Here is a 20,183-nt window from a genome sequence, read left to right as displayed (position 1 = left end):
TCCATTCCGGTTAGTTGTTGCAGGTTCTGACGTAGCTTTTGTCGCTCGTCTTCGTGGTGAAGCCCCTGAGCCCGACCGTCAAGCTAATATCGGTCGAGGGCTCAAGGATCGTCGATGAGGTAAAGCGCCGCGAGGCCGCGAGACGGACCTCGACACATTCGTTGGTGTAGGTCAGCCCAAGCCCGGCGCGCACGCTTTCGTCGCTGGCAATGTCATAGCGCCAGTTGGCGTTGCCCGTCCAGTGCCGCGACAGCCGGTAGGAGGCGTCGATGGCCCATTCCGAGATCGTCGTCGGCCGGTTCTCGGCCACGTCGCGGCCCAGCCAGATATAGGTGGCGCTCAGGCTGGCAAGGCGGTTCTGCCAGCTTGCGCGCGCCTCGGCCTTGGTGGTGTTGAACGTCTCGTCGAACAGGCCCCGCGCCGTCAGCACCAGCCCGTTGCCGGTCTTGACCTGCCCGGCCACCAGCATGTCCGAAACCTTGCTGTTGAGGCCCGAGGAACTGGTGAAACTGTTCAGGCCGCTGAGCTCGAGCTGATCCTCGTCACGCACCAGCTGCCCCATCGCCAGCGAGGTCTGCAGGCCCGACCGGTCGAACCGGGTCCAGCTTACGCCATAGGCCGCCACCATGCCGCGCTCGCGCCGGTCCGGCGCGGTAAAGCGCGAGGTCGAGAACAGGTTGCCCTCGTCGAACTCGATCCGGGTGCTTTCGTCGTTGGGGATGAACGGGTTCTCGCCGCCGGTCCACGAGAATTGCACGATCGGCTCGATCACGTGGGTCGAGTGGCCCGACATGGCATTGATCAGCGGCCAGCGCAGCTCGACCGCGACGGTGGGGGTGACCTCGGTCGCCTCCGACAGGCTGGTCAGCCCGGCCTGCCGTATCTCGAAATGGTCGATGGCGACGCCGGTGCGCACATGCGCCAGCACACCGCCCGGCAGGGTCCAGTTGCGGTGCCAGTCGGCGCTCAGCGTCAGCCGGCCCACGTCACGCCCGTCGGCCCAGGGGTCAAGGTCCGGCCCGTCGCTGATCAGCCCGGACGAGCGGATATGCGAATGCGCCAGCATCCCCAGGCGGATTTCCCCGCCGCCTGTCCAGTTGGGGTGCAGGCGCCGTTCCCACTCGGCATTGGTGACCAGCGTCGGCAGGGTCGAATTCTGCTCGCCCACCCGCAGGCTGTGGAAATGGGTGATCGCGCCCCTTACATAGCTGTCGCGCCGGGCCCGCTCGATCTCGAGCTCGCTGTCCAGCCGGTCCTTCTCGTAATAGGAATAGTCCAGCAGGTAGGCGTCGTCGTTCACCGTTTCGATGTCGAAACGCAGGGTGAAATCGCCCGGCAGGGTGAATTCGCCCTCGCCGAAAAGGTATCCCCGCCGGCTTCGCGTGCCCAGATCGTCGTCGGAAATCGCGCCCTCGAACTCGATCCGCCCGTTGCGGAAGGCCTGCCGATAGCGCAGTTCCAGCGTCGTGCTCTCGGTGGTCACGAAGGGCGTGACCGTCAGGTCCTTGTGATCGCCCAGCCGGATGAAATAGGGCACCCGGACCCCGGTGCCCAGCAGCGACGAGTTGTAGAAGGACGGCACCAGGAAGCCGGTGGCGCGCTCAAGCGAGGGATCGGGCAGGCGCAGCCGCGGCAGGTAGAAGATCGGCGTGTCCAGCACCCGGAACTGGGCATCCTCGAAATAGAGCTGCTTTTCCTCCTGGTCGTGGATCACCCGCCGCGCCCGGATCTGCCAGAGCGGCGCGCGCCCCGTCTCGCACACCCGGCAGGAGGTGACGGAGACCTTCACGAGCTGGTTGTAGCGCCCGGCCGAGCGGTTCAGCTCCTGCGCCGCCAGCTGCACGTGGTCGCCCATGACGATCCGCGCGCCCCGCAGGATGCCGTTGCGCAGCTCCTTGTCGATCTCGCCCGACGAGGCCAGGATGACCGACTCGCCGTCCTCGTGGATGACGATCGGCCCGCTCAGGATCAGCGTGTCGTCGGTGCGGTCATAGATGATCCCCTCGGCCTGAAGCCGCGTGCCGTCATAGAGCGCCTCGACATTGCCGGTGGCGACCAGCCGCTCGTTGCCTTCCATGTAGACATCGTCGGCGACCAGCACGGCGGGCGGGGGCGGGGCGCCGGTCTGGCCTGTCGTCTGGCCGTCCGCCCGGCTGCCGGTCTGCGCCGTGGCCACGCCCGACCCGGCCAGCGCCATCCCCAGCACCAGAAGACATATTACGGCAGCACCCCTCATCCGTCCTCCATATGCAAAAGGATGCCCGTCGCCAATAGTATTGAGGCCACAGGGGGCGCCCATGCCGCAAGAAGTATGGGTATTTCGCCATTCTCCCCCAATATCTGGGCGAAGTTCCGGATGTAATGCAGGCCGAATCCCAGCAGCACCGCCGTCAGCACCGAAACGCCGGTATTCGACAGCCGCGCGTGGCGCATGGTGAAGGCGGCCGAGATCATCACCAGCGCCATCATGAACAGCGGCCGGGCCAGCTCCATCTGGAACCACATGGCATAGCGCCGCGCGGAAAACCCCGCCTCGTCAAGCTGGTCGATAAAGCCGGGCAGGTCCCAGATCGGGATGAACTCGGGCTTGCCGAACGTGTCGATGATCCGGTCCTGCGTCAGCGCCGAACTCAGGCGCAGCGTTTCGGCCGTCTCGGCGGCCGCCTCGGGGTTGTCGCCGCGCGACAGGTCCCAGATCTTGGCGTCGTAGAGCATCCACTCGCCCTTCGACAGCCGCGCCGCCTGCGACATGATCCGCTTGGCGGGCCGGCCGTCGGGGTCGAAGTCGATGAAGGTGGTGTCGAACAGCACCGTCAGGTCGGAACTGGCGCGCTCGGCATGGATCACCGTCTGCCCCTCGGGGCTGCCCTGCCTGAGCCAGAGGCCCTCGGAGGCGATGACCATGATCGCCGCGCCGCCGCCCACGTGGCTGTTCACCAGGTCGTTGTAACGCTTGGCCGAGGCCGCGACGATCGGGTTCAGCATCGTCACCGACAACAGCCCGATCAAAAGCGCCACCCCCACCGGCGCGGCCAGGCTGCGCAGCGCCGACCGCCCGGTCGCCCGCACCACCACCAGCTCCGACGACCGCGCCAGCCGGATATAGAGGCCCACCGTCGCCAGCACGATCACCAGCGGCAGGATCTCGTAATTGGCCGAGGGCAGGTTCAGCAGCACGATCTCCAGCACGTCGCCGAAGGGCAGGTTGGGGAAATCCTGCAACTCGTCGACAAGGTCGATCAGCGCCAGAAGCACCAGGAAGATCGAGAAGACCAGCATCACCGACCAGAAGAACTTGCGCGCGAAATAGGCGTCCAGCATCATGGCGCGCCCCCCGAGGATGCCCGCCGTCGCCATGGCACCAGCCGCCGCAACAGCCCGGGCCGGGCGGCGAAATACAAGAGGATCAGCGTGGTCACGAAGCCTATGCCGGCGGGCAGGTACATCAATGGCCACATTGCCGGCTGGCTGATCACCACCCCGGTGATACTGCCCTCGACCAGCTTGATGCCCACCAGCAGCACGAAGGCGATCAGGATCTGCCACCAGACGCCGAACCGGCTGAAGCTGCCCAGAAGCAGCGTGGCGAACCCGATCAGCGCCGCGACGATGCACATCAGCGCCTGCGTGAACCGGCTGTGCAGGGTGAACTGCAGCTGCCCCTCGCTGGCGCCCGTCACCTCCATCACCTCCTCGGGCCGGATCATCAGGTCGGCGGTATGGGCGAACTCCACCTTGTTCAGGTTGGTGGGGTTCTGCGCGATCAATCGGCTGATATCATAGGAGAAATCGTCGAAATGCGTGGTGAAGAGCCGCTTGCCCTCGGCCCTGAGCGTCTGCGCCAACCCCTTCACCATCACCAGCTTCGTGCCGCCCCCTTCCTGCACCAGGTAGGCCAGCGTCGAGGTATAGGTCACCGGGCTTTCCGGGTAGCGCCGGTCCGACAGGAACACGTCGCGCAGCTCGCCCTCGGGGCTGATGTCGCGGATGTAGAAGGTGATGCCGGGGGCAGGGTGCAGGAACTCGCCCTCCTCCAGGAACCGTGCCGACACGCTCTGCCGCACCTCCGCCTCGCGCTGGCGCAGCTCGCTCAGGCTGGTCGGGATCAGGTAATGGCTGAGCAGCGACATGATCAGCGCGATGATCACGCCGAACACCGCCGCCGCCTTGATCAGCCGAAGCGGCGAATACCCCGTCGCCTGCACCACCGTCAGCTCGCTCTCCGTCGACAGCCGGTTGGTGACATAGACCGCCCCGGCAAAGGCCGCGATCGGCAGCACCATGCCGATGACGCCGGGGAGGGTAAGCGCGGTGAACTCGAGAAAGACCCAGGCCGGCTGCCCGTCGCCCACCAGCCGGTCGAACATCCGCACCGCCTTGTTGATCCAGAAGATCGACACCAAGACAAGCGAGAAGAATCCGAACAGAACCATGAATTGCGACAGCATATACCTGTCGAATCTGGTCATGCTCTAAACCCCCCAAGGTTCGTCTTTTCAGGCAACTTACCGGAATTGATCACGGGGGAAAACTGCTAACTGGCCAAGCCGGCACAGCCGCGCTAGGACTCTGCCCAACCACAGGGATTTGAGGAGCAGCCGATGACCACCCCCGCCGCCGTGACCATCACCGAGACCGATATCGACGCCATCGCCGAATTCGAGGGCCGCGTCGCCGTCTTCGTCACCCCCGACGGCAAGCTCGACCCCGGCGCGCGGCGCGCCAACCGGCTGACCAGGGGCGCGGTGGGCCGCATGGCCGAGGCCGAGAGCTGGGGCAAGATGAAGCCCGGCGATGTCCGGACATTGGCCTGGCCCGCCGGCATGAAGGCCGAGGCGCTCGACGTGGTCTGCCTGCCCCGCAATGCCGACGTGGCCGAGGCCCGCAAGGCCGGCGTGGCGCTTGGCCGCCTCAAGGGCGAGGCCGCGCTGCTGGTGCTGGCGAACCCGGTGCGCCGCGCCGCCGAGATGCTGCTGGGCCTCGTCCTGCGGGGCTACGAGTTCACCGCCCACAAGACCGCCGAGCGCGACGCGCCCAAGGGCATCACCGTCATGACCGGCAAGCCCGACGAGTTGAAGGAGGCCGCCGCCCCCCACCTCACCGCGGCCGAGGGCGTCTTCCTCACCCGCGACCTTGTCAGCGAACCGGCCAACCACCTCACGACCGAGGAATTCGCCAGCCGCATCAAGGGGTTGGAGAAATCCGGACTGAAGGTCAAGATCCTCGACGAGGACGAGATGCGCAAGCTGGGCATGCACCTGCTGCTGTCGGTGGGCCATGGCAGCGCCATGCCCTCGAAGCTGGCCATCATGGAATGGATGGGTGGCAAGAAGGGCGACGCGCCGCTGGCACTGGTGGGCAAGGGCGTCGTCTTCGACACCGGCGGCATCAGCCTCAAGCCCGCCGCCGGGATGGAGGAGATGACCATGGACATGGGCGGCGCCGGCGTCGTCACCGGCGTCATGCACACGCTCGCCGCGCGCAAGGCCAAGGCCAACGTGGTGGGCCTCGTCGGGCTGGTCGAGAACATGCCCTCGGACCGCGCCACCCGCCCCGGCGACGTGGTCACCTCGATGAAGGGCGACACGGTCGAGATCATCAACACCGACGCCGAGGGCCGGCTCGTGCTGGCCGACGTGCTGTGGTACGCGCAGGAGACGTACAAACCCTCCGGCATCGTCGACCTCGCCACCCTCACGGGCGCCATCATCATCGGGCTGGGCCATGACAAGGCCGGCGTCTTCTCGAACGACGATGCCTTCTGCAACAGCTTCCTCAAGGCGGCCGATGCCGAGGGCGAGGGCGCCTGGCGCATGCCGATGGGCGACAGCTATGACAAGCAGCTGAAATCCGCCATCGCCGACATGAAGAACGTGGGCGGCCGGCCCGCCGGCTCGATCACGGCTGCGCAGTTCCTCCTGCGCTTCGTGCAGGAGGGCACGCCCTGGATTCACCTCGACATCGCCGGCGTGGCGCGCGTGGGCGAAGACACCACCTACGCGCCCAAGGGCTCCTCGGGCTGGGGCGTCCTCTCGCTCAACCGCATGATCGCGGACAATTACGAAGGCAAGTGATGGGGGCGGCCTATTTCTATCACCTGACCCGCCGCCCGCTCGAGGCGACCCTGCCCATGCTTCTGGGCAAGGCGCAGGAGGCGGGCTGGCGGGTCGCGGTCCGGGGCAGGGCGGTCGCGCGGATGGAATGGCTCGACGAGAAGCTCTGGCTGGGGCCGGAGGAGGGGTTTCTCCCCCACGGCCTCGCCACCGCGCCCCATGCCGCGCGCCAGCCGATCCTGCTGACCACCGGGACTGACAGCCCCAACGATCCGCATTGCGTCATGACCATCGACGGCGCCGAGGTCGCGCCGGAAGAGGTCCAGCGCCTCGACCGCGTCTGCGTGCTGTTCGACGGCAATGACGAGGCCGCGCTGCAGACGGCGCGCGGCCAGTGGAAGGCCCTGACCGATGCCGGCTGTTCGGCACAATACTGGTCGGAAGAGTCAGGCCGGTGGGAGAAAAAGGCCGAAAAATAAAGCCTTACGGCCTAATCTTGACGCCACCCGATATCTTTAAAAGATTTCGCCCCGCTTTCTTTTCAAGAAAGCGCCCCCATCCCTCACTCAAGCCACCTGACAGGCTCCCGGTTGCAGAACACCACGACCTGCCCGCCGTTGAGCGCCGCGCGAAACCCGCGCCGCCGCACCTCGCGCAGGAACACGTCCATGCCCGCAAACCGCTCCACGTCCCGCGCCTTGCGGCGGATCACGCCACCCTGCTGCACCGCCTTGGAGGCGAATAGATCGTTGAGCCAAAGCTCCGGCGACAGGGGAGAGTTGCGGTTGTCCATGGGCCAAAGCCTGCCCCGGACGTGGTTAAGGCACGGTAAAGCGCGTCAGCGTGTCAGCACCAGCGTCCCGTTGGTGATCTCGACGCTGGTGAACCGCTGCAGGTACTCCATCCCCAGAAGCGACTGGTCCAGCTCGCCCTCGTTGACCACCGCGCGCACGTCCTCGTCGACCAGCGGCCCCACCTCGACCCGCTCCAGCCGCACCGGCGCCGTGCGCACCTCGCCATTGGCGGTATAGGCCCGGCCGACGAAGGAAAGCTCCTCGGTCGCCAGCCCGGCCGTTTCCGCATCCGCCTTGGTCAGCACGATCTGGCTCGCCCCGGTATCGACCACGAAACGGATCGGCGCGCCGTTCACGTCGGCCGTCAGGTAGTAATGCCCATCCGCCGCGCGGGGCAGTTCGATCCGCCCGTCCTCGGCCACAACGGCCTGCCCGGGCATGACCGTGTTGCGGATATCGCCCCAGAGGCCCACCGCGGCGATCACGCCGACGAAGATCAATGCCCAGATGATCGCCTGCTGGGTGATCTTGCCAAGGGAATTGCGGTTCTGCGCGAAGAACCAAAGCACCACGGCGCTGCCCAGCAGCACGAGGTAGAAGAGGCGGGCATAATCGAATTCGCTCATGCGTCGGATATAGTCCTGCACGCGGCGGTTGGGAAGGTCACGCCGCCAGCCCGAAGCCGCGCAGCCCGTCGAGGACGAACTGCACCGCCAGCGCCGCCAGCAGCATGCCCAGCAGGCGGGTGACCACGTTGATCCCCGTCCGCCCCAGCGCCCGCTCCAGCAGCCCGGCGGTCAGGAACAGCACGAAGACGATCCCCAGCACCGTCAGCATCACGCCCACCACCCAGGCCAGCCCCTCCAGCCCCGGCCGCTGCCCGGCCAGCAGGATCACCGAGGCGATCGAGCCCGGCCCGGCAATCAGCGGAATGGCCAGCGGAAAGACCGAGGGGTCGTCGCTGTCGTCATCCTCCTCCTCGGCCTGTGCCGTGCCCTCGCGCCGCTTGGTGCGCCGCTCGAACAGCATGTCGAGCGCGGTCAGGAACAACAGGATGCCGCCGGCGATGCGGAAGGCGGGCATCGAGATGCCGACGAAGCCCAGCACCGCCTCGCCGAAGGCGGCGAACACGATCAGGATCAGGGCCGAGGTGATGCAGGCGCGCAGCGCGATGGCCCGGCGGCGGGCGCCCGTCATGCCCTGCGTCAGCGCCACGAAGAGCGGCGTCATGCCGACCGGGTCGATGATGACCACGAGGGTCACGAAGGCGGTGATGAGAAACCCGGTATCCATGGGGCTACCATTGCAGATGGGGGCGGTGGGGGGAAGGCGCGTCGGTCATCCGCACCGACGCAATACCGACAAAATACCGACGTTATACCGACGTTGGAAATCCGGCCATTTCAGGGCCGTCACCCCTCGGCCCGCTCCAGCTTTTCCAGCGCAGTCATCCACAGCGCCTCGGCCCGGTCGAGCCCGTTCATCACCTCGGCATATTTCTTCTGCCACTCGGCCATGTCCCCGGCGCGGGTCTCGTCGTAAAGCTCCGGATCGGCCAGTTTCCTGGATATCCGGTCGCGCATTTCATGAAGCTTTTCAACGCGTTCCTCGCATTTCCTCACCTCCTGCCGCATGGCGAGGAGGGCATCCCGCGAGGGGCGCTTCACCTTCTCCGCCTTGGACCGCGGCGCCGCCTTCTCCTCGCCATTCCCGCCGAGCAGCATCTGCCGGTACGCCTCCAGATCCCCGTCATAGGGCCGCACCCGCCCGTCCTTCACCAGCCACAGCCGGTCCGCCACGAGGCTCAGCAAGTGCATGTCATGGCTCACCAGGATCACCGCCCCGGTATAGGCCGTCACCGCCTCCACCAGCGCCTCGCGGCTCTCGATATCGAGGTGGTTGGTGGGCTCGTCGAGGATCAGCATATGCGGCGCATCGAGCGTCGCCAGCAAGAGCGACAGCCGTGCCTTCTGCCCGCCCGACAGCCGCCCGGCCTCGGTATCCGCCTGCTCGGCGCCGATGCCGAAACCGCCCAGCCGCGCGCGCAGCTTGCCCGGCGCCTCGCCCGGCCGCATCCGGCGGATATGGTCGAGCGGTGTTTCGTCGGGGCGCAACTCCTCGAGCTGGTGCTGGGCGAAATACCCCACCCGCAGCTTGGAGGAGGCGTGCATCTGCCCCTCCATCGCCTCAAGTTTGCCCGCCAACAGCTTGGAAAGCGTCGATTTCCCCTCGCCGTTGCGGCCCAGCAGGGCGATCCGGTCATCCTGGTCGATCCGCAGGTCGAGCCGCTTCAGAACCGCGCGCCCGTCATACCCCACCGCGGCGTCCTCGAGCCGCAGGATCGGCGGCGACAGCTCCTCCGGCTCGGGGAAGGAAAACGCCCGGAGCGCGGCCTCCTGCGGCCGGGTGATCGGCTGCATCTTCGACAACGCCTTGATCCGCGCCTGCGCCTGTTTCGCCTTGTCGGCCTTGTAGCGGAACCGGTCGACGTAGGATTGCAGATGCGCCCGCCGCGCCTCCTGCTTCTTGGCCTCCGACTCCGCCGCGGCCAGCTTGGCGGCGCGGGTCTCGGAGAACCGGTCATAGCCGCCCTGGTATAGCGTCAGCTTGCGGTCCTCGAGGTGCAGGATCGCCCCCACCGCCCGGTTCAAAAGCCCGCGATCGTGGCTGATGATCAGCACGGTATGCGGATAGCGGGCGAGGTAATTCTCGAGCCACAAGGCGCCTTCGAGGTCGAGATAGTTGGTCGGCTCGTCGAGCAGCAGCAGGTCCGGCGCCGAGAACAGCACCGCCGCCAGCGCCACGCGCATCCGCCAGCCGCCCGAGAAGGCCGAGCAGGGCATCGCCTGCTCCTCGTCGGTGAAGCCCAGCCCCTTGAGGATCGACGACGCCCGCGCCTCGGCCGACCACGCGTCGATATCGGCCAGCCGCGTCTGGATCTCGGCGATCCGGCCCGCCTCGGTCGCGGTCATCGATTCCTCAAGCAATTCAGCGCGTTCCGTGTCGGCCTTCAACACCGTATCCAGAAGCGACACCTCGTTGCCCGGCACTTCCTGGTCGACCCCGCCGATGCGGGCGCGCTTGGGCAGGCTGATCTCGCCCCCCTCCAGCGCCAGCTCGCCCCGGATCAGCCGGAAGAGCGTGGTCTTGCCGGTGCCGTTGCGTCCGACCATGCCCACCTTGTGCCCCTCGGGGATCACCGCCGAGGCGTGTTCGATCAGGGGGCGGCCCGCCACCGAATAGGATATGTCGTCAATCCGCAGCATGGCCCCCGCATGCCCCATCCCGCCGGCATGGTCAATCGCGGCTTTTCAATCACTATCCCCCATGCTATCGGAGCCGCGATCTTTCGGCGCGGGCGCATTGCCCCCGCGCGCATAACCCAAGGAAAAGAGGCTGACATGGCTGTCGAACGCACGCTGAGCATCATCAAACCCGATGCCACCAACCGGAACCTGACCGGCAAGATCAACGCCAAGTTCGAGGAGGCGGGCCTGCGCATCGTCGCCCAGAAACGCATCCACCTGACCAAGGCACAGGCCGGCGTGTTCTACGCTGTCCACAAGGAACGCCCGTTCTACGATGAGCTGTGCGAATTCATGGCCAGCGCGCCGGTCGTCGTGCAGGTGCTGGAAGGCGAGGGCGCCATCGCCAAGAACCGCGACGTGATGGGGGCCACCAACCCCGCGGATGCGGCGCCGGGCACGATCCGGGCGGAATTCGCTGAATCCGTCGGCGAGAACTCGGTTCACGGGTCGGATGCACCGGAAACCGCGGCGGTCGAAATCGCCTATTTCTTCTCGGGTCTCGAACTGGTCGGCTAAGCGCCGTCCCTACTGCCCCGTTCGGATTGGCCGCGCCTGTCAAAGGGGGCGGCCTTTTCGTTTTTGCGCCGCGCTCAGATGGCGGCGAAGTCGTTGAACACGCGGGTCGTACTTGTGACGCGCGGCGAATTGGGTGTGGATTTCGTCGGGTTCTGGGGCTTGGGTTTGCCCTTGTCCGGCGGCGGTGTCGCTGTCTTGGCCATGCTCGGCTCCCTACTCTTTACAGAGCGCGGCTGACTTGCGCCAACCGGCGCCCTTGTCACAAGGCTTTCATAAAGAAGAGTGCGAATCTACACTTTTCCACAGGCTCAATCGGCCAGATGGGCGAACTTGTTGCCTAAATATCAACAATCTAGGCGATCGATCACCGTTACCCCGCTGGATTGGAAACCATCCATCTCGCGCAGGGCCGCCGCCGCGCCCGAAAGCGGAATGGTGCGGGTGACCAGCCGCGACGGGTCAAGCCGGCCGGCCGCGATCATCTCGAACAGCGCCGAAAACCGCGTCGCGCCGATGCCGCGCGTGCCGTGCAGGGTCAGCTGCCGGGCATAGACCAGCTCCAGCAGGGGCAGGGGCGGGGTGGCGTGCGCGCCCACCGGCATCCCGATCTGCACATGCCGGCCCATCTTGCGCAGGGAGCGCAGGGAATTCTCGAAGGTCGCGGTGATCCCCAGCCCCTCGACCGAGACATGCGCGCCGCCTCGCGTGATCTCGCGCACCGCCGCGCCGACATCGCCGTCGCTCGCGTTGACCGTGGCCGTGGCGCCGAATGCCTCTGCCATCTTCAGCGCGTCCGAGTTGATATCCACCGCCACCACCGGCGCCCCCAGGGCCGCGCCGATCATGATCGCCGACAGGCCCACGCCGCCGCAGCCATGCACCGCCAGCCACTCCCCGGGCTGCAAGCGCCCCCGGTCGACCACGGCGCGAAAGGCGGTGGTCACGCGGCAGCCCATCCCGGCGGCAGCGGTGTAGTCGACATTCTCGGGCAGGCGCACGAGGTTGAAATCGGCCCGGCGGATCACCACCCGCTCGGCAAAGGCGCCCCAGCCGGTGAAGCCGATCACCTCCTGGTGGTTGCAGATCGTGGGCTCGCCGCCGCGGCAATCGGGGCAGGTGCCACAGCCCAGGATGAAGGGCGCCGTGACCCTGTCACCCACGGCAAAGGCGCGCACGTCCTGGCCGGTTTCGAGGATTTCGCCCGCGAATTCATGCCCCATCACGTGCGGCAGCGCCACGTCCGGGTCGGCGCCCTTCCACGCGTGGTGATCGGACCGGCACACGCCACAGGCGCGCACCGCCACGACGGCCCCGTCGCGCGGGCAGGTCGGGTCGGGGACGGTTTCGAGCGGAAGCTCGCCGTCATATTCCATCATCAGGGCGGCTTTCATACGATATCTTAACCTTGTGTGTTTGAATTGCGCCGGAGCCACCGCGTGGCCTGCCTGCGGATTTGAGTATTTTTGGAAAGATGAAGCAAGGGGCGGCGCGCGCCGACAGGCTCCGGCATTAACCTTTCGTTCATGTTTCGGCAGCGGTCATCCTGGCCACGAGCGGGGCGAACCATGTCCACCTCCGGGCCGCGGCGTCGTTGACGATGAGGTTCTTCTTGCGCGTGTAGACCGGCGCATCGAGCTGGAAGAGCTTGCCCTCGGCCACGTAGGGCTCGGCCAGCGCGCGGGGCAGGTAGGCCGAGCCGCCCCTGTCCAGCATGGTCTGCAGCGCCCACCACGAGCTGTCGAGGCTGACCCTCGCCACCCCCGCGCCGTAATAGGTTTCGGCATGTTGGCGGCGGTACTCGGCGCCGTGATCGACGAAGATATAGAACGGCCCCTTGTCGATCGGCGTGTCCGGCTGGTCGGAATAGAGCACCAGCTCCTCGGCCGGCAGGGGGTGCACCGTCTGGTTGCCGCGGGTGACCGAGTCGAAGGTCAGGATCACGTCGACCATGCCGTTGGCCAGCCATTCCTCGAGATCCCGCGCGCTGCCCTGCAGGACGGAAACGGCCATCTCGGGGCTGCCCGACAGCACCCCGTCGAAGAAGTCGCGCCCCGGCCCGTGCCACAGCTCGCGGTCGCAGCCGAAGGTACAGACCGAGGCCAGCCCGGCCGGCAGGCTGGTTTCGAGCTGCGCCTGTCGCCAGAGCCCGGTCATGATCCGGGCATAGCGCAACAGTCGCGTGCCCGCCGGGGTCAGCGTGGTGCCCGATTTCTGGCGGTTCAGCAGTTGCTGGCCAAGCCCGTCCTCCAGTGTCTGCAGCCGGGCCGTGACGGTCGACTGGGTGACATGCAGCACCTGCGAGGCCCGGACGAGGCTGCCGGTGTCGACGATGGCAAGGAAGGTCTGCAGCGCGGTGATGTTCATGGGGGCGGGCCTCACAATTCGAATATCCCGAACTTATTCCGCAAAACAATTCGTTTTCAAGAATTGAGATTCTGTGGCACCCCTGACGGTGCGACAGGATGCGAAAACAGGAGATGCGACATGGTTCGGCAGACCCACGGGCTTGCACCCAGACAGGATTTCATCTCGGCCATGCGCCGCGTGGCGGCCTCGGTCACGGTGGTGACGAGCGACGGCCCGGCGGGCCGGGCAGGCGCCACGGTCAGCGCCTTCTCCTCCGTCTCGGCCGACCCGCCCACCGTGCTGGTCTGCCTTGCCGCGCAAAGCCGGATCGCGGGGGTGGTGCAGGAAAACGGGCGGTTCTGCGTCAACGTCCTGCCCGAGGGCTTCGCCGACGTCGCCGACCGCTTTGCCGGGCGGCACGACGGGATCGTGCCCGACCGGTTCGACGGGATCGAGATGTTCGCCCTCCGCGGCGAGGCGCCGGTGATCGACGGGGCCACCGCCTTTCAATGCGGCCTGCAGCAGGTGGTGCGCTCCGGCAGCCACGTGATCATACTGGGTCATGTGCAACATGTGCTGGATGGCGCCGCGCCGCCGCTCGCCTATCGCGAGGGGGCCTATCACCGGGTCGTGCCGCACGCCCATGCCGGATGAAGGAGCAGGAGAGATGGAAGACTACAACATGCTGATCGGCGGCCAGTGGGTCGCCGCCTCCGACGGGGGCCGGTTCGAGACGGTGAACCCCGCCACCGGAAAAGCCTGGGCCACCGCGCCCGAGGCCACGGCAGAGGACATCGACCGGGCGGTGAAAGCGGCCCACGCGGCCTGTTACGAGGGCCCCTGGTCGCGCATGACCCCCACCGAGCGGGGCCGCTGCCTGCGCAAGCTGGGCGACCTGCTGGCCGACCGGTCGGAGGAGCTGGGCGAGATCGAGACGCGCGACAGCGGCAAGATGTTCAAGGAAACCCGCTGGCAGGCCAAGTATATCGCCGAGTTCTTCCATTTCTACGCCGGCGCCGCCGACAAGATCGGCGGGGAAACCCTGCCCATCGACAAGCCCGACCTGTTCGTTTTCACCAACCGCGAACCGCTGGGCGTGGTCGCCGCCGTGGTGCCGTGGAACAGCCAGCTGTTCCTGACCGCGGTCAAGATCGGCCCGGCGCTGGCGGCGGGCAACACGGTGGTCCTCAAGGTCTCGGAACAGGCGCCCGCGGCGATCCTCGCATTCGGCCGGCTGATCGCCGAGGCGGGCATTCCCGACGGGGTGGTCAACATCGTCTCGGGCCATGGCGACCCCTGCGGCAAGGCGCTGACCTCGCACCCGCTGGTGGCGCGGATCAGCTTTACCGGCGGGCCGGTGGCGGCGCGGCATGTCATCATGAACTCGGCCAGCAACTTCGCCGAGGTGAGCCTCGAACTGGGCGGCAAGTCGCCCTTCATCGTGTTCGATGACGCGGATCTGGAGAGTGCCGTGAACGGCTCCGTCGCCGGGATTTTCGGCGCATCGGGGCAAAGCTGCGTGGCCGGCTCCCGCCTGATCGTGCACGAGGATGTGGCGGACGACTTCATCGCCCGGATGAAGGGGATCGCCGAGGGCATCCGCATCGGCGACCCGATGGCGGAGGAGACCGAGATGGGCCCGCTCTGCACGAAGGGCCAGATCGAGACCATCGAGCGCGAGATCGCCGGCGCGGTCGCGGAAGGCGCGACCGTGGTCTGCGGCGGCCAGCGGGCCGAGGCGGGGGAGATGTTTTTTCAGCCCACCGTGATCGACTGCCCGTCGCCCGACCTGAAGATCGTCGATACCGAGCTTTTCGGCCCGGTCCTTTGCGTGCTGCGCTTCCGCACGGAGGAGGAGGCGCTGCGCCTGGCCAACGACACCGAGCATGGGCTGGCCGCCGGCATCTTCACCCGCGACAGCGCCCGTGCCCTTAGGATGAGCCGCGCCGTGCGCGCCGGGATCGTCTGGGTCAACACCTACCGGGCGATCTCGCCCGTGGCGGCCTTCGGCGGGGTCAAGGCCTCCGGCTATGGCCGGGAAAGCGGGTTCCAGGCGGTCTACGACTACACCCGCCCCAAGACCGTGTGGATGAACATGTCCGACGAGCCGGTCGGCAACCCGTTCCAGATGCGATGAGAAGGAGAGAGTGATGAAGTTCCATTTGGCAATCAACCTCGAACGCATGAGCCCCGAGACGGACATGCGCGAGGTGCGCGACCACACGCTCGAGATGGTGAAGATGGCCGATGCGGCCGGGTTCGAGATCGCCTGGGCGGCCGAGCACCACGCGCTCGAGATGACCATCGCGCCCAACCCGTTCCAGATCCTGACATGGTGGGGCGAGCATGCCAAGAACATCCGGCTGGGCATCGGCGTGGTGAACGCCGCCTACTGGCACCCGATCAACCTGGCCGGCGAGGCGGCGATGCTGGACCTGCTGAGCGACGGACGGCTGGAATTCGGCATCGGATCAGGGGCTTACCAGCGAGAGTTCGACCGGATGAAGCCTGGCCTCGATCAGAAGGATAGCTGGCGTTACATGCAGGAAATGCTGCCCGTGGTGCAGAAGCTCTGGGCGGGCGATTATGCCCATGATGGCGAGTACTGGCAGTTCCCCACCGCCACGTCCTGCCCCAAGCCGGTGCAGCAGAAGGTGCCGGTCTGGGTGGCGGCCCGCGCGCCGATCACCTTCGACTATGCGGTCGAGCATGACTGCGACATCCTGAGCTGGCCGCTGACCATGCCGCTGTCGGAGGTGCAGACCTATCGCCGCCGGCTCGACGAGGCGGTCGAGAAGGCAGGCAAGCCGTTCAGGGGTACATGGGCCGTGATGCGCCATGCGGCCGTCTACGAGACCGAGGCGGACCGGAAGGCGGCGATGGGTTCGATCCGACACGTGCTGGGACAGTTCGGCAACCTGATGATGAAAAAGGGCGAGGTTATCAATGGCTTCCCGGAGCAAATTCCACTGGAGGAGCTGGATGGCAATGCCCGCGTCGACCCCGAGATGCTGGAAGAAAACCTGATGTTCGGCAGCCCCGAGCAGGTGATCGGGAAACTGAAGGCGCACGAGGCCGTGGGCGCCGATGCCTTCGTCTACTACGCCTCTATGGGCATGGACATGGCCCAGCAGAAACGCTCGCTGCAGCTGTTCATCGACAAGGTGATGCCCGAGTTCGCGGAAAAGGAGGTGGCCCATGCCGGCTGAGATCAGGCGCACGCTTCTGCAGGTGCAGACCACCTACAAGGAAGGCTGGAAGGAGGTGGCGACGCCCACCAAACTGGTGGCTGCGCTGGCGGTGATCCGCAACCCGTGGTTCGGGCGGGAGCACGTCGAAGACCTGAGCCCCGAGGTGCAGGATATCTGCCCCCAGATCGGCAGGCTGCTGACCGAGATGCTGCTCGACGTGACCGGTGACACGCTGGAGGGCTGCGGCAAGGCCGCGGTGGTGGGCATGGGCGGCGAGGTCGAACATGCGCAGGCGCTGACCCATTCGCTGTGGTTCGGCAACCAGCTGCGCGATGCGATCAAGGCGAAGTCCTACCTCGCCTTCACCAACGGTCGGGGCGGGGCAGGGCAGCCGATCATGATCCCGCTGATGCACAAGGACGATGCCGGCATGCGCTCGCATTACCAGACGATCCATCTAAACATCCCCGATGCGCCGGCCCCCGACGAGGTGGTCATCGCGCTCGGCGCCTCGGTGGGCGGGCATCCGAACCACCGGATCGGCGACCGCTATGCCGATCTGCGGGCGATGGGGCATGACGTCGACAACCCGGCTGGTGTCTGACGGCGGCGGCGGCGGCGCGGGTATATTGCCATTCCTTGCAAATGGCCGGTATATGACCCCGCGCTCCGCCTTTTCCGCCCGGCGGCGGCCGGGCGCCGGAGATACGATTGTACGGGACGAGTATGAGCCAGAGTTCACTGCCGCAGGCGGCGATGCAGGACCACGCCGCATTCCTTGCGCAGCGGCATGATTTCCAGACCGATATCGACCGGATCGCCGGTAGCGATACCGTCGGCACCATCCTCGAGACGGTGATGCTGGCGACGAACATGCGCTTTGCCGCCGTCGCCCGCGTCACGGCCGAGCGCTGGGTGGCCTGCCGGACGGTGGACGAGGTGAATTTCGGCCTGGCCGAGGGGGACGAGATCGACATCGAGTCGACCTTCTGCCAGATCGTCCGGACCAGCGCGGAGAAGGTCCTGTTCAACGACAGCGGCACGGATGACATCTACAAGGACCATCCGATCGCGCGGAAATTCGGCATCGTCAGCTACGCCTCGATCCCGATCTACCGCAGCGACGGCAGCTTTTTCGGTACGCTCTGCGCCATCGACACCGAGCCGCGCGACGTCAAGGATGCGCGCGTGGTGGCGATGCTGGAGATGTTCGCCGACGTCATCGGCCGCAGCCTCGAGACCGAGGAGCGGCTGGAGGCGCAGGAGCACAACCTCGCCCATGAGAAGGAACTGGCCCGCCTGCAGGATGAACTGGTGGCGGTGCTGGGGCACGATCTGCGCAACCCGGTCGCGGCCTTCTCGGCCGGCATCCGCCAGCTCGAGCGCGAGCCGCTGAACGACAAGGCGCGCATGATCCTGCCGCTGATGCGGTCGTCGCTCTACCGGATGAACGACCTGATCTCGAACATCATGCTGCACGCCCGCGCCCGGCTGGGCGGCGGCATCCGCGTAACCCTGACGCCCGACGCGCCGCTGGCGGACGCCGTGCGACAGGTGGTCGAGGAGATCCGCGCCGCCGAACCGGAAAGCACCATCAACCTCGATCTCACCCTCACCCGTCCGGTTGCCTGCGATGCGCCGCGGGTCGCGCAGGCGGTATTGAACCTGCTGTCGAACGCGGTGCGCCACGGCACGCCCGGCTCGCCGATCGAGGTGCGGGGTCACACCGGCGAGAGCGAGGTGTCGATCACCGTCAGCAACCGCGGCCTCGCCGTGCCCGGCGATCTGCGCGACAAGCTGTTCCACCCGTTCCAGCGCGGCACCCATGCCGAGGGCGAGGGGCTTGGCCTCGGCCTTTATATCGCCGCGACCATCGCCGAGGCACATAACGGACAGATCGGCGTGACCTGCGAGGGCGGGACCACGACGTTCGCCTTCACGCTGCCGCTGACCGCGCCGGCCGCCTGATCCGGCAGGGTGGGCCGGACCGGCAAACCCGCGTTTGCCGGACATGAAAAAGGCGCCGCTGCGAGGCACGGCGCCTTTTCGTCTGTCCCCGAAGATCCCGGGCGGTAAAGCTCAGCCCTTGGCGGATTCCTGAACCTGCTGGGGCTTGTGCTGGCCCTGCGGGTTCTGTTGACCGCCGCCATGCTGCTGGTTCTTCGGTTTGGAATTGAGCGGGTCGTCCTGCCGCTGAACCGAGCCCTCGAAATGGGCGCCGGATTCGATGGCGATGGTCTTGTGGATGATGTCGCCTTCGACCCGGGCGGTCGAGGTCAGGCGCACCTTCAGGCCACGGACGCGGCCCACGATACGGCCGTTGATCACCACGTCATCGGCGATCACCTCGCCCTTGATCGTGGCGCCTTCGCCGATGGTCAGCAGGTGCGCGCGGATGTCGCCTTCGACCGTGCCTTCGACCTGGATATCGCCGGTGGTCTTCAGGTTGCCGGTGACGTGCAGGTCAGAGGAAAGCACCGATGCCGGCGGCTTGGCCTTGGGCGCGGTCGCCTTGAACTCGGTCGACGGTGAGTCGCTGCGCGACGTGTCCGGCTTTTCCGGGATGGCCGGCTTGGCCGCGGTGTCTTGCTTGGGGGCGGGATCGTTGATTTTGCTCTTAGAAAACATTTCTCGCAGCCTTGATGTATATCATGGGGTTGACGGCCTTGCCGCCGACACGGACCTCGTAGTGTAGATGCGTGCCCGTGGAACGTCCAGTGTTCCCCATATCACCAATACGTTCCCCGCGCGAGACCCTTTGGCCTTTTTCGACCCGAATGCGCGACATATGGGCGTAGCGGGTCTCGATGCCGAACTCGTGCTGGATCTTCACCAGCCGGCCATAGCCCGACAGCCACTCGGCATGGGTGACGATCCCGTCGGCGGTGGCATAGATCGGCGTGCCGTGTTTCGACGCGAAATCGGTACCGGAATGCATCCGCCCCCAGCGCATGCCGAAGCCCGAGGTGTAACGGAAGGTCGATTTCACGGGCAGGGCGAACGGGGCCTTTTGCGCGGCGATGCGGTAGAGGTTCAGCCGGTCGAGCTGGTTCAGGATCCGGTTGGCGCGCATGGCGTCGGGCGTCGGCTCCTCGCCCCTGGTCGAGAATGAAAGCGGCATCAGCGGCCCGCCCTGGCCCGAATAGCCGCGGCGCACGGTGTCGAGCATGTTGTCGGTATCCATGCCGGCGGCGGTGAACATCTTGTCGAGCGGTTCGACCGAGATCGTCATAGCGTCTTCGAGCTGGCGGAATATCTGGTCGTTCTGGTCCTTCATCAGCTGGATCTGCGCGGCCATCTCGTCGGCCTCGAGCAGGGCCAGTTCGGCGTCGTTGCTGATCTTGTCGCGCTGGCGGGCGGTGTCGGAGAGGGCGGCGGTCAGGGTTTCGAGCGTCGCTTCGGTGCCCATCCCCTCCTTGTCGGCCAAGGTGTCCGGTGCGCTGTCCCTGAGGGCGAGCGCCAGGCTCTCGCTTTCCTCGCGGGCGGCGTCGCGCTCCTTCATGGTGCGGCGCAGCGTGGACTGGATGACCTCGATCCCGGTTTCAAGCTCCCGCCGGCGGGTTTCGGAGGCCAGCAGGTCGGATTGCATGGTCGAGATTTGTTTCAGGGCCGAGTTGAAACGCTCCTGCGCGGTGGCCGCTTCCTCGGCGCGGGTGTTGCGTTCGGCCTCGAGCGCGTTGAGCCGCGCCTCGTAGGTGCGCTGGTCACGCTTGGCCTGTTCGCGGAAGTTGCCGGATCCGATGGAATCCATCAGCAGAACGGCGGTGGCGATGATTGTCCAGGCAAGGACAGCCGAAACGCCAACGAAGGCAATAAGTTGAGACCCGGGCTTCAGGCGGATGAACCGCGTGTCGTTGTCTGACCGGAGGAAAACCCTGCGCTCCGGGAAATATCTTTCCAGAAACGCATGAAACTTGATTGCGAGTCGTGTTCGCACGTAAACCCCGTCCCTATTGCCCCATCCCCAAGGCGGCC

The 20,183-nt window shown here is 66.5% G+C and carries 20 protein-coding genes; 8 read left to right on the top strand and 12 right to left on the bottom strand.

Features of this window, described 5'->3' with window-relative positions; genetic code table 11:
- Positions 1 to 10 precede the first annotated feature (10 nt).
- From ACO07J_RS11750 to lptF, 3 genes are read right to left on the bottom strand one after another with little or no spacing between them, the layout of a single operon-like run.
- The gene (locus ACO07J_RS11750; RefSeq protein WP_422029037.1) at positions 11 to 2,236 is read right to left on the bottom strand and encodes an LPS-assembly protein LptD; all 2,226 of its coding nucleotides are present in this window, start codon (positions 2,234 to 2,236) and stop codon (positions 11 to 13) included.
- Complete coding sequence (lptG, locus tag ACO07J_RS11745) at positions 2,233 to 3,324, bottom strand: LPS export ABC transporter permease LptG (RefSeq protein ID WP_422029773.1); 1,092 nt, start codon at positions 3,322 to 3,324, stop codon at positions 2,233 to 2,235. Before lptG ends, ACO07J_RS11750 begins: the two co-directional genes overlap by 4 nt.
- The gene (gene lptF, locus ACO07J_RS11740) at positions 3,321 to 4,469 is read right to left on the bottom strand and encodes an LPS export ABC transporter permease LptF (RefSeq protein WP_422029035.1); all 1,149 of its coding nucleotides are present in this window, start codon (positions 4,467 to 4,469) and stop codon (positions 3,321 to 3,323) included. Before lptF ends, lptG begins: the two co-directional genes overlap by 4 nt.
- A 132-nt stretch (positions 4,470 to 4,601) precedes the next feature.
- Between lptF and ACO07J_RS11735 the strand changes: the two genes are divergently transcribed.
- Together ACO07J_RS11735 and ACO07J_RS11730 are read left to right on the top strand one after the other, a co-directional pair.
- The gene (locus tag ACO07J_RS11735; protein ID WP_422029033.1) at positions 4,602 to 6,074 is read left to right on the top strand and encodes a leucyl aminopeptidase; all 1,473 of its coding nucleotides are present in this window, start codon (positions 4,602 to 4,604) and stop codon (positions 6,072 to 6,074) included.
- Positions 6,074 to 6,532 carry a DNA polymerase III subunit chi gene (locus ACO07J_RS11730; protein ID WP_422029031.1) on the top strand — a complete coding sequence of 153 codons (459 nt, stop codon included), beginning with the start codon at positions 6,074 to 6,076 and terminating at the stop codon, positions 6,530 to 6,532. Before ACO07J_RS11735 ends, ACO07J_RS11730 begins: the two co-directional genes overlap by 1 nt.
- An 83-nt stretch (positions 6,533 to 6,615) precedes the next feature.
- On the opposite strand, the gene ACO07J_RS11725 is transcribed toward ACO07J_RS11730, so the two are convergent.
- The 4 genes from ACO07J_RS11725 to ACO07J_RS11710 form a co-directional block, all read right to left on the bottom strand.
- Entirely contained in the window at positions 6,616 to 6,846 is a 231-nt protein-coding gene (locus ACO07J_RS11725) for an aspartate aminotransferase (RefSeq protein ID WP_422029029.1), read from the bottom strand.
- A 45-nt stretch (positions 6,847 to 6,891) separates the two neighbouring features.
- Positions 6,892 to 7,473, bottom strand: coding sequence for a retropepsin-like aspartic protease family protein (locus ACO07J_RS11720; RefSeq protein ID WP_422029027.1), 582 nt, complete (start codon positions 7,471 to 7,473; stop codon positions 6,892 to 6,894).
- A gap of 37 nt (positions 7,474 to 7,510) precedes the next feature.
- Positions 7,511 to 8,140 carry a MarC family protein gene (locus ACO07J_RS11715; protein ID WP_422029025.1) on the bottom strand — a complete coding sequence of 210 codons (630 nt, stop codon included), beginning with the start codon at positions 8,138 to 8,140 and terminating at the stop codon, positions 7,511 to 7,513.
- A gap of 119 nt (positions 8,141 to 8,259) precedes the next feature.
- On the bottom strand, positions 8,260 to 10,113 hold the full coding sequence (locus ACO07J_RS11710; protein ID WP_422029023.1) for an ABC-F family ATP-binding cassette domain-containing protein: 1,854 nt from the start codon (positions 10,111 to 10,113) through the stop codon (positions 8,260 to 8,262).
- 135 nt (positions 10,114 to 10,248) lie between these two features.
- Here ACO07J_RS11710 and ndk point away from each other — a divergent pair, with 135 nt between their 5' ends.
- Entirely contained in the window at positions 10,249 to 10,671 is a 423-nt protein-coding gene (ndk, locus tag ACO07J_RS11705; protein WP_300895991.1) for a nucleoside-diphosphate kinase, read from the top strand.
- 74 nt (positions 10,672 to 10,745) lie between these two features.
- Here the strand turns inward: ndk and ACO07J_RS11700 are convergent, their stop codons facing one another.
- From ACO07J_RS11700 to ACO07J_RS11690, 3 genes are all read right to left on the bottom strand, one after another.
- Entirely contained in the window at positions 10,746 to 10,874 is a 129-nt protein-coding gene (locus ACO07J_RS11700; RefSeq protein ID WP_422029021.1) for a hypothetical protein, read from the bottom strand.
- A 141-nt stretch (positions 10,875 to 11,015) separates the two neighbouring features.
- On the bottom strand, positions 11,016 to 12,062 hold the full coding sequence (locus tag ACO07J_RS11695) for a zinc-dependent alcohol dehydrogenase family protein (protein ID WP_422029019.1): 1,047 nt from the start codon (positions 12,060 to 12,062) through the stop codon (positions 11,016 to 11,018).
- A gap of 130 nt (positions 12,063 to 12,192) precedes the next feature.
- A complete protein-coding gene (locus ACO07J_RS11690; RefSeq protein ID WP_422029017.1) occupies positions 12,193 to 13,035 on the bottom strand; it encodes a LysR family transcriptional regulator in 843 nt (280 codons plus the stop codon).
- A gap of 120 nt (positions 13,036 to 13,155) precedes the next feature.
- On the opposite strand from ACO07J_RS11690, the gene ACO07J_RS11685 reads away from it, so the two are divergent.
- The 5 genes from ACO07J_RS11685 (at position 13,156) to ACO07J_RS11665 (ending at position 18,176) form a co-directional block, all read left to right on the top strand.
- Positions 13,156 to 13,671 carry a flavin reductase family protein gene (locus ACO07J_RS11685; RefSeq protein WP_422029015.1) on the top strand — a complete coding sequence of 172 codons (516 nt, stop codon included), beginning with the start codon at positions 13,156 to 13,158 and terminating at the stop codon, positions 13,669 to 13,671.
- 13 nt (positions 13,672 to 13,684) lie between these two features.
- Positions 13,685 to 15,154 carry an aldehyde dehydrogenase gene (locus ACO07J_RS11680; protein WP_422029013.1) on the top strand — a complete coding sequence of 490 codons (1,470 nt, stop codon included), beginning with the start codon at positions 13,685 to 13,687 and terminating at the stop codon, positions 15,152 to 15,154.
- A gap of 13 nt (positions 15,155 to 15,167) precedes the next feature.
- Positions 15,168 to 16,226, top strand: a complete 1,059-nt coding sequence (locus ACO07J_RS11675) for an LLM class flavin-dependent oxidoreductase (protein ID WP_422029011.1) — start codon at positions 15,168 to 15,170, stop codon at positions 16,224 to 16,226.
- On the top strand, positions 16,216 to 16,812 hold the full coding sequence (locus tag ACO07J_RS11670) for an amino acid synthesis family protein (protein ID WP_422029009.1): 597 nt from the start codon (positions 16,216 to 16,218) through the stop codon (positions 16,810 to 16,812). The genes ACO07J_RS11675 and ACO07J_RS11670 overlap by 11 nt, the downstream gene beginning before the upstream one ends.
- A 122-nt stretch (positions 16,813 to 16,934) precedes the next feature.
- Positions 16,935 to 18,176 (top strand): GAF domain-containing sensor histidine kinase, encoded by a 1,242-nt coding sequence (locus ACO07J_RS11665; RefSeq protein WP_422029007.1) that lies wholly within the window; start codon positions 16,935 to 16,937, stop codon positions 18,174 to 18,176.
- Between the two features lie 111 nt (positions 18,177 to 18,287).
- Here the strand turns inward: ACO07J_RS11665 and ACO07J_RS11660 are convergent, their stop codons facing one another.
- Together ACO07J_RS11660 and ACO07J_RS11655 are read right to left on the bottom strand one after the other, a co-directional pair.
- Complete coding sequence (locus ACO07J_RS11660; RefSeq protein ID WP_422029006.1) at positions 18,288 to 18,836, bottom strand: bactofilin family protein; 549 nt, start codon at positions 18,834 to 18,836, stop codon at positions 18,288 to 18,290.
- Positions 18,826 to 20,145: a DUF5930 domain-containing protein gene (locus ACO07J_RS11655; protein WP_422029004.1), complete on the bottom strand. Its 1,320-nt coding sequence runs from the start codon at positions 20,143 to 20,145 to the stop codon at positions 18,826 to 18,828. The genes ACO07J_RS11660 and ACO07J_RS11655 overlap by 11 nt, the downstream gene beginning before the upstream one ends.
- Positions 20,146 to 20,183 lie beyond the last annotated feature (38 nt).

It is taken from the genome of Roseovarius sp. (genome assembly GCF_965228755.1).
Taxonomy (GTDB): domain Bacteria; phylum Pseudomonadota; class Alphaproteobacteria; order Rhodobacterales; family Rhodobacteraceae; genus Roseovarius.
The sequence above is the reverse complement of the archived record's forward strand: the minus strand, read 5'-3'. Positions and strand labels throughout refer to the sequence as shown.

Excerpts from the sequence above, each read along its gene's own strand:
- ACO07J_RS11750 (WP_422029037.1), bottom strand. The coding sequence starts at position 2,236 with ATGAGGGGTGCTGCCGTAATATGTCTTCTGGTGCTGGGGATGGCGCTG.
- lptG (WP_422029773.1), bottom strand. The coding sequence starts at position 3,324 with ATGATGCTGGACGCCTATTTCGCGCGCAAGTTCTTCTGGTCGGTGATG.
- lptF (WP_422029035.1), bottom strand. The coding sequence starts at position 4,469 with ATGACCAGATTCGACAGGTATATGCTGTCGCAATTCATGGTTCTGTTC.
- ACO07J_RS11735 (WP_422029033.1), top strand. The coding sequence starts at position 4,602 with ATGACCACCCCCGCCGCCGTGACCATCACCGAGACCGATATCGACGCC.
- ACO07J_RS11730 (WP_422029031.1), top strand. The coding sequence starts at position 6,074 with ATGGGGGCGGCCTATTTCTATCACCTGACCCGCCGCCCGCTCGAGGCG.
- ACO07J_RS11725 (WP_422029029.1), bottom strand. The coding sequence starts at position 6,846 with ATGGACAACCGCAACTCTCCCCTGTCGCCGGAGCTTTGGCTCAACGAT.
- ACO07J_RS11720 (WP_422029027.1), bottom strand. The coding sequence starts at position 7,473 with ATGAGCGAATTCGATTATGCCCGCCTCTTCTACCTCGTGCTGCTGGGC.
- ACO07J_RS11715 (WP_422029025.1), bottom strand. The coding sequence starts at position 8,140 with ATGGATACCGGGTTTCTCATCACCGCCTTCGTGACCCTCGTGGTCATC.
- ACO07J_RS11710 (WP_422029023.1), bottom strand. The coding sequence starts at position 10,113 with ATGCTGCGGATTGACGACATATCCTATTCGGTGGCGGGCCGCCCCCTG.
- ndk (WP_300895991.1), top strand. The coding sequence starts at position 10,249 with ATGGCTGTCGAACGCACGCTGAGCATCATCAAACCCGATGCCACCAAC.
- ACO07J_RS11700 (WP_422029021.1), bottom strand. The coding sequence starts at position 10,874 with ATGGCCAAGACAGCGACACCGCCGCCGGACAAGGGCAAACCCAAGCCC.
- ACO07J_RS11695 (WP_422029019.1), bottom strand. The coding sequence starts at position 12,062 with ATGAAAGCCGCCCTGATGATGGAATATGACGGCGAGCTTCCGCTCGAA.
- ACO07J_RS11690 (WP_422029017.1), bottom strand. The coding sequence starts at position 13,035 with ATGAACATCACCGCGCTGCAGACCTTCCTTGCCATCGTCGACACCGGC.
- ACO07J_RS11685 (WP_422029015.1), top strand. The coding sequence starts at position 13,156 with ATGGTTCGGCAGACCCACGGGCTTGCACCCAGACAGGATTTCATCTCG.
- ACO07J_RS11680 (WP_422029013.1), top strand. The coding sequence starts at position 13,685 with ATGGAAGACTACAACATGCTGATCGGCGGCCAGTGGGTCGCCGCCTCC.
- ACO07J_RS11675 (WP_422029011.1), top strand. The coding sequence starts at position 15,168 with ATGAAGTTCCATTTGGCAATCAACCTCGAACGCATGAGCCCCGAGACG.
- ACO07J_RS11670 (WP_422029009.1), top strand. The coding sequence starts at position 16,216 with ATGCCGGCTGAGATCAGGCGCACGCTTCTGCAGGTGCAGACCACCTAC.
- ACO07J_RS11665 (WP_422029007.1), top strand. The coding sequence starts at position 16,935 with ATGAGCCAGAGTTCACTGCCGCAGGCGGCGATGCAGGACCACGCCGCA.
- ACO07J_RS11660 (WP_422029006.1), bottom strand. The coding sequence starts at position 18,836 with ATGTTTTCTAAGAGCAAAATCAACGATCCCGCCCCCAAGCAAGACACC.